The organism is Paenibacillus sp. FSL R10-2782, assembly GCF_038592985.1.
Taxonomy (GTDB): Bacteria; Bacillota; Bacilli; order Paenibacillales; family Paenibacillaceae; genus Paenibacillus; species Paenibacillus terrae_C.
Map to the genome: position 1 here is coordinate 80784 of NZ_CP151951.1, position 7126 is coordinate 87909.

The 7126-nt window shown below is 48.5% G+C and carries 6 protein-coding genes; all 6 read left to right on the forward strand.

The genetic code is table 11. From position 1 onward, the window contains the following. The first annotated feature begins 100 nt into the window (after positions 1-100). The gene (fabI, locus tag NST83_RS00385) at positions 101-871 is read left to right on the forward strand and encodes an enoyl-ACP reductase FabI (RefSeq protein WP_342416171.1); all 771 of its coding nucleotides are present in this window, start codon (positions 101-103) and stop codon (positions 869-871) included. Between the two features lie 12 nt (positions 872-883). After that, positions 884-2344 (forward strand): long-chain fatty acid--CoA ligase, encoded by a 1461-nt coding sequence (locus tag NST83_RS00390; RefSeq protein ID WP_342416172.1) that lies wholly within the window; start codon positions 884-886, stop codon positions 2342-2344. 98 nt (positions 2345-2442) lie between these two features. After that, positions 2443-3666 carry an aldehyde dehydrogenase family protein gene (locus NST83_RS00395; protein ID WP_342416173.1) on the forward strand — a complete coding sequence of 408 codons (1224 nt, stop codon included), beginning with the start codon at positions 2443-2445 and terminating at the stop codon, positions 3664-3666. Continuing rightward, a complete protein-coding gene (locus NST83_RS00400; protein WP_342416174.1) occupies positions 3663-5363 on the forward strand; it encodes a thiamine pyrophosphate-binding protein in 1701 nt (566 codons plus the stop codon). Before NST83_RS00395 ends, NST83_RS00400 begins: the two co-directional genes overlap by 4 nt. A 23-nt stretch (positions 5364-5386) precedes the next feature. Next, the gene (fabF, locus tag NST83_RS00405) at positions 5387-6628 is read left to right on the forward strand and encodes a beta-ketoacyl-ACP synthase II (RefSeq protein WP_342416175.1); all 1242 of its coding nucleotides are present in this window, start codon (positions 5387-5389) and stop codon (positions 6626-6628) included. 4 nt (positions 6629-6632) lie between these two features. Then, positions 6633-7040 carry a 3-hydroxyacyl-ACP dehydratase FabZ family protein gene (locus NST83_RS00410; protein ID WP_342416176.1) on the forward strand — a complete coding sequence of 136 codons (408 nt, stop codon included), beginning with the start codon at positions 6633-6635 and terminating at the stop codon, positions 7038-7040. Positions 7041-7126: the final 86 nt, after the last annotated feature.

Sequence of the window (7126 nt, forward strand, 5' to 3'; positions counted from 1 at the left end):
ATGATAATATTCCAGAAAAGATTACATATGTCTATATATGTAGGCATACGAAATTAAGTTGTTTTTTTGTCGAAAAATGTAAATGAGAAAGGTGGTTTCTGTGGCAGCACTGCTGAGTGGTAAGAACGTTTTGATTATGGGCGTGGCTAATAACAGGAGTATTGCCTGGGGGACAGCCCAATCTTTAGCTGCTGAAGGAGCAAGGCTCATTTTTACTTACGAAAATGAGAGGGTCGCAGATCGGGTGCTAAAGCTCGTTGAAACGATTCCGGGGTCCATTGTCTGTCCCTGTAATGTACAAAGCGATGAAGAACTAGATGCACTGGCGGATTTTCTAAAGGAGAAAGTAGGCGTCCTGCATGGTTATTTTCACAGTGTTGCCTATGCTAAGGCTGAGGATTTGGACGGCCTGTTCGTCGACACTTCTCGCGAGGGATTCGCCATTGCTCAAGAAATTAGTGCCTATTCTTTGGCTGCTGTTTCCCGACGAGTTTACCCGCTGATGACGGAGGGTGGAAGTATCGTCACCATGACGTATATTGGCGCAGAACGAGCGATCAAGAATTACAACGTTATGGGTGTGGCGAAGGCTTCACTGGAAGCAAGCATGCGCTATCTGTCGAACGATCTGGGTACTTATGGTATTCGTGTCAATGCGATTTCGGCTGGTCCCATACGGACTTTGGCCGCATATGGAATTAAGGATTTTAGCACGATGCTAAAGCATATTGAAGAGACGACGCCCCTACGCAAGACGGTCGACACGTCCGAAGTTGGAGATACTGCGTTATTCCTATTTTCCCATTTATCGAGAGGCATTACGGGAGAAGTTATCCATGTTGATGCAGGGTACCATATTACGGGGATGTAAGGAGGGAACGCTGTGCTTGTTACGCATACCGATTGCCGTATTATCTCACCTGAAGGGATTATGACAAGGGAGCGTCTGGTGCGGGATGTTACGATCTTCTCCCGTATGTTGGCTCTCCGGGGAATTCCTGAAGAAGGCAGAGTGATTCTGAAAGCGGCCAATTCTTATTATTTTGTTGTGTCTCTGTTCTCCCTGTGCAACATTGCTGTTTCGGTGACTGTAGTGGACGAGCAGACCGTGCTTGATGAAATAGCTCAAATTTACGACGAAGCGGGTGCCTGCTGTATCCTGACCGATTGCGATCCAGGACTTTCTCATGCTTCTGTTATTCTGATTCAAGATCTAATCCAAGAAGAAGCAGTACACCCACATTGGGTTGGAGAGCCGGAAATCCATGGCATCGACTTTAACAAGTGGTGCGAGAGATCGGATGCTCTCATTCTGTATTCTTCAGGTACGACGGGAAAACCCAAGGGAATCGTGAAAGCTGGATCAGCCTTCATGGACAATATCAGGCATTCTATACACGCCATGAACTACCTGCCGTCTGACCATATGCTCCCCGTTGTACCGTTTTCTCACTTCTATGGTATTTCACTCATCTTCTCCTGGTGGTTAACCTCATGTTCTCTCATCATTTGCAATCCCAAAAACCTCTGGAGCGTCATTGCAAGTATTACGAAGGACCGGGCGACGGTCGTAGACGCTAACCCCTCGGCTTTTTACACCTTGTTGCGCATGCTAAACCGAAAACCCGAACAACTGGAAATGGTCAAGGAATCTCACGTGCGCATGTGGTGCGTAGGCGGTTCTCCACTTACCCAAGACCTCGAAGAGAAATTTAACAACATATTTGGACAGCCCTTGCTGAATGGTTACGGCCTTTCTGAATTAGGCAACGTTACGCTGGGAACGCTGGAGTGCCCACGAGGTTGTGGCAAGCCGTTGCCGGGTGTGGATCTAAAAATACTAGACGCTGCTGGCGAGCAGCAGGCGGACGGCAGCGTAGGCGAAGTGTGGATACGCAGCGCCGGATGCATGGAAGGCTACCTGAATCGTCCAGACCTGACGCAGTCGGTCCTACAGGACGGCTGGTTCAAGACGGGCGATCTGGGCTACCTGGATGACGAAATGCTGTATGTCATTGGTCGCAGCGGTAAGACGGTCAATCGGATGGGTTATATGGTATCTCCGGTCTATATCGAGGATCGGATTGGTTCGCTAGGTTACCGATCCTGTGTGATTACCTTGGAGGACGAGGCGAAGGGAACATTGCTTGTTGCATTCATCGAAGGCGAATCCTCACAGGCCTTGTCTGTACTCCGCAAAGAGATGAATCGGGTACTTCCTTCATACATGTTTCCCGATCTTTTGCTTCCGCTCGCCCATTTTCCTTTAAATCGCAATGGAAAAGTAGATCGACTGGAGATGGAGCACATTGCCCTGGAGAAAGCTGCTTCTCGCAAAGTGTAAGTATTGAGTAAACGGAGGCCCTATCTGGTTTATAAAGTATCCTAGCAGAAAGAAAAGTTGTTTACCAAAAACTGCATTTAGGAAAGGGAGAGTGCAACATGAGTATGAATCCGGAACTGGCAAAAAACACGCTTTTTTTGGAAAGGCATGAAGCAATTCTAAAGTGCCTTAATTATTTGATTGAGCATCGGCAGGAAGTGATGGATATTCTCACCCAATTTTCATCCTATCGGGCCGCCAATGCAGAAATTGATTCCACCATCCTCACACTTCAAGGTGCTTTACAAGAAGTGCAGACCTATCAGCCAAGCTTGCAACGATCTATGGCTGTATTTATGCCCTCCAACGTCGTTTTATACTCCTATGCATTATACCTCTTGATTCCGTCCCTTTACGTTGAGAATATAGACTTTCGTCCTTCTTCTCACGTAAACGAGTACGTCAACATGCTGCATGAAAAGCTCCAGGCTGTACATGGATTACCCATCTATATTCGTAAGGTTAGCCAGAGAGTTTTCATGGAAAATTCCGTTTTGCCAGCTGATATTGTGGTGTTCACGGGGAGCTATACCAATGCGGAGAAAATCAAAAAACAGATTCGAAAAGAACAGCTCTACATCTTTTACGGACAAGGGATAAATCCTTTCATCATTGGACCTGATGCCGATTTGGAGCTGGCGGTTGCCGATGTGATCCGAATGAGATTGTTCAATTCTGGACAGGACTGCCTGGGACCAGACATCATTCTGGTGCATCAAGATGTGACGGAGAATTTTAAAAACTTGCTAATTGAGCGGCTTGACCAACTGGTGTTTGGAGCCAACAATGATCCGAACGCGAGCTATTCCCCTATTTTCTATAAAGACACGCTGTATTCGGTTTCGGAATATTTTAATACGAACGATAAGTTTATTATTTACGGCGGTGGCATTGATTTTCGTACGAAAAAGATGGAGCCGACGATTGTATATAGCGAGCTAGATCAGGATTTGGAGATTATTGAGTATTTTTCACCGGTCTTCAACGTGGTTAGCTACCGAGACGACGAGCAGCTAATCAAGCGTATTTCGTCCAGTTATTTCAGTGAACGTGCGATGGGCTGCAGCTTGTACGGTTCTGAGCATCTGAGTGATGTTCTTCGAAAGAAGCACACGTTGACCATTAATCAGACGCTTGAGGATGTGGATCAGGGCAATAAGCCCTTTGGTGGCTATGGCACAATGTCGAACTATATTTTTTACGATTTTAAGCTCGTTTCGAAGCCCATTTTGATTTCAGAAATTGTCGCAGAATATTTGTCGGAAAAGAGGAGTTTGGTATGACTGCGAGCTTACTGCCATGGGATGCCATCATTGGCTACTTAACATCGGCTGGGGTTCGGCATCTCTTTGGATTACCCAGTGACGATCTCAAAATCGTATCGTCACTCCCCTCGTCCGGTATGGATTTTATTCTGTGCAAAGATCAACGTAATGCTGTGTTTATGGCAGCAGGCTATGCGCTCACAACCAACCAGATGTCCGTATGTGTTGTGGGTAAAGGGCCTGCGCTCAGTAATACACTTACGGGGCTGCTGGAAGCGAAGAACCTTGGTGCCCCACTTTTACTTTTGGCGCTCGGCACCGGAGGGGACAAGCTGGGTACCCGATCCTTCCAGGAGGCAGATCAAATCTCACTCGTGAAGCCGCTCGTCAAATGGGCTTACCGTGTCGAGCATGTGGATCGACTTGTATGGGCGCTGGAGCGAGCGGCTTTTTTGGCGATCAATGGGGCTCCAGGCCCGGTCTATATTGAACTACCCGAAAACCTGATGGACCAGCCTGTGCCGACAGGGCTTCCGTTTATTCCGCCAGAAAAGCTTTCGTGCTCTCCATCTCTTCGGGAGCTGGATGCGGCATGGGAGATTATCAAGACTGCTCGCAGGCCTGTCATTTTGGTCGGAGGCGGGATGAAGTCCGTTACCAATGATGTAATCGGGATATTCGCTGATCTGTGCGGAGCAGCCTTGTTCGCAACCGCCTCGGGACGGAGTGCAGTTGATGAAGAGGACGAGCTTTTCTGTGGGGTGGCCGGGCTCTATACGGATCTCAGTCTGAGGAAAATCTGGAAGGAATCTGATGTAGTGATTGCGCTGGGCAGCCGATTGGAAGAAACGGCTACGTTTGAGTGGGATATTTTGCTAGAGGATACACCTTTAATTCAGGTCAATGTCGAGCTGGAGGATTTTGCACACGAATACCGGGGCGTCAAAGTGCTTGGAGATGGATATGCAGCATTAGAGCAGTGGGTTCAACGGTACAGACATAAACCTGATGGAGCGTGGCTTGAAACGATCAGAAGGTGTAAGCAGAAGGCATTTTCTAATAGAGCCATTTATCTGGAGGAGCTGAAAAAGGCCCCTGGAATTCAAGTTCCAGAGCTGCTGGAGATTATTCAGACAGATTTTCCAGAAAAAATGGTGCTTGTTCAGGAAAATGGATTGCAGGATATGTGGTCTTACTTTTACCCATATTTTTGCTTCATGCAAGGTTCTCTTTCAATTGTTCCCAGTGACCAAACGAGCCTTGGATTCGGTGCGGCCGCTGCTTTGGGAGCAAGCCTAGCAACAGAACGTCCAGTAGTGGCACTGGTAGGGGATGGTGCGTTCAATCTCTTCTGTTCGGATTTTATGACGGCTGTGCAGTATCAAATACCGCTAATCTATCTCGTACTCAATAATGGCGGGTATGGTTGGTTGCAAAATCAGATGAATTATAAGCCCCTTTCAGGGCAGTCCCTCCCATTTGTTTCCGAGGCGGCCAAGACAGGAATCCAAATTCCACAGTATGAGTTTGTGGAAAGTCTTGCGATCCGGAGTAAGGGGGAGGCCCGGGAACAGCTTCAGCTTGCCTGGCAAAAGTATCAGGAGAAGAAGCTTGTGGTCGTCGAGGTATATGCTGATCTTGCGGATGTGCATGAGAAAATCAGTCATGTGTATGGCGACTTTCCTCTCTACGAGCAACAGGCTTCCCAGAATTAATTTCAGCGAAGGACGTGGATACAGTGAGAAGACGTGTTGTGGTGACAGGACAGGGAGTCGTAACGCCGGTTGGGCTTAATCTTACAGATTTCTGGAATTCACTGTTGGAAGGAAAGAGCGGTATCGGACCTGTTACTGTTTTTGATACAGCGGACATTCCGACAAAGATTGGCGCACAGGTTACGGGCTTTGATCCGTTGCAATATATGAGCAAGAAGGAAGCTAATAAAGTAGCACAGTTCACTCAATTTGCCTTGGCGGCTGCCCGTCAGGCAGTCGAGCAATCGAAATTAGTGATTGACGAGCGGAATGCAGGCCGCGTGGGGGTTATTGTCGGATCTGGAGCAGGCGGCCTCGACGTTATAGAGGAGAACTATGGGAAATTAACAAAGCTTGGCCCCAAAAGGGTTTCTCCTTATTTTGTTTCCTCGATGATGATTAATTCAGCACCTGGTGAAATCTCCATTGCTATCGGAGCCAAGGGACCTTCGTTTGCCGTGGTTACGGCTTGTGCTACTGGAAGTAATGCCATCGGTGAGGCATTGCGTACGATCCAGTACGGCACGGCTGATGTCGTGGTGGCTGGAGGAGCAGAAGCCAATTTTAGTCAGCTTGATTTGGCATCTTTTGCGAATATACATGCTCTTTCCAGACGTAATGAAGAGCCGCAGAGGGCCAGTCGCCCGTTTGATGTGGACCGCGATGGATTTGTCATCGGTGGAGGAGCAGGGGTCTTGGTGCTGGAAGAGCTGGAGCATGCCTTGAACCGCGGGGCCACCATATTGGCCGAGGTTGCGGGTTACGGATGCACGACCGATGCGTATCACATCACGGCTCCAGATCCCACGGGCTCCGGTCCGGCAGAGGCGATCAGCATCGCATTGCAGGATGGTGGCTTGACACCGCAAGAAATCGACTATGTCAATGCCCATGGTACAAGTACACCGTTTAACGACCGTATGGAGATCAATGCTATTCAGAAGGTATTCGGGGAGCATGCCCCCCATTTGGCGATATCGTCTATTAAATCCATGACAGGCCATTTAATGGGTGGCGCAGGGGCAGTCGAATTAATTGCAACTGTACAGAGCATGATCCACAGCAAAGTACCACCGACACTCAATTGCGACAACCCTGAAGCCCCTGAACTGAATTTTGTCCCGCATATATATCAGGAACGTGAGGTCCGTGCGGCGATTAGCAATTCCTTTGGTTTCGGGGGGCATAACGTCTGTCTTGCTGTTCGCAAGTGGGAAGGGGTATAAGCCTGTGAGCGAAGAGCTAATCCATATCCCGGATGTGCTTCCGCACAGGTACCCGTTTCTTCTGCTGGATGGCGTGACTGGGTACGAAACATCGCAATGGGCGAAGGGGTACAAGCTTGTCACCTGGAGTGAGTGGTTTATTACAGAGGCTAATCCATACATGCCTTCTATGTTGATCGTGGAGTCGCTTGCACAATTGGCGGCATTCGCTGCGATTGACAAAAAAGGTATTTCATATCTGACCAACCTTAATGGAGTTCGATTCCATAGCTTGGCGAAGCCAGGGGACCGAATTGATCTCCATTTTCAAGTCAACAAGCGTCGGCGGGGTTATATACTCGGAAGCGGTCGGGCTTCTGTAGGCGATCGTTTGGTGGCTGAGGCGGAGGAAATTGTTTCACTTGATCAATGACAGGGAGGAAGCGCACGTTAAACGGTCCTTTTGTCCTCCTGACTGCCAGCAGCAGCGGGAGGATACTCACATCACGGAATAGGAGT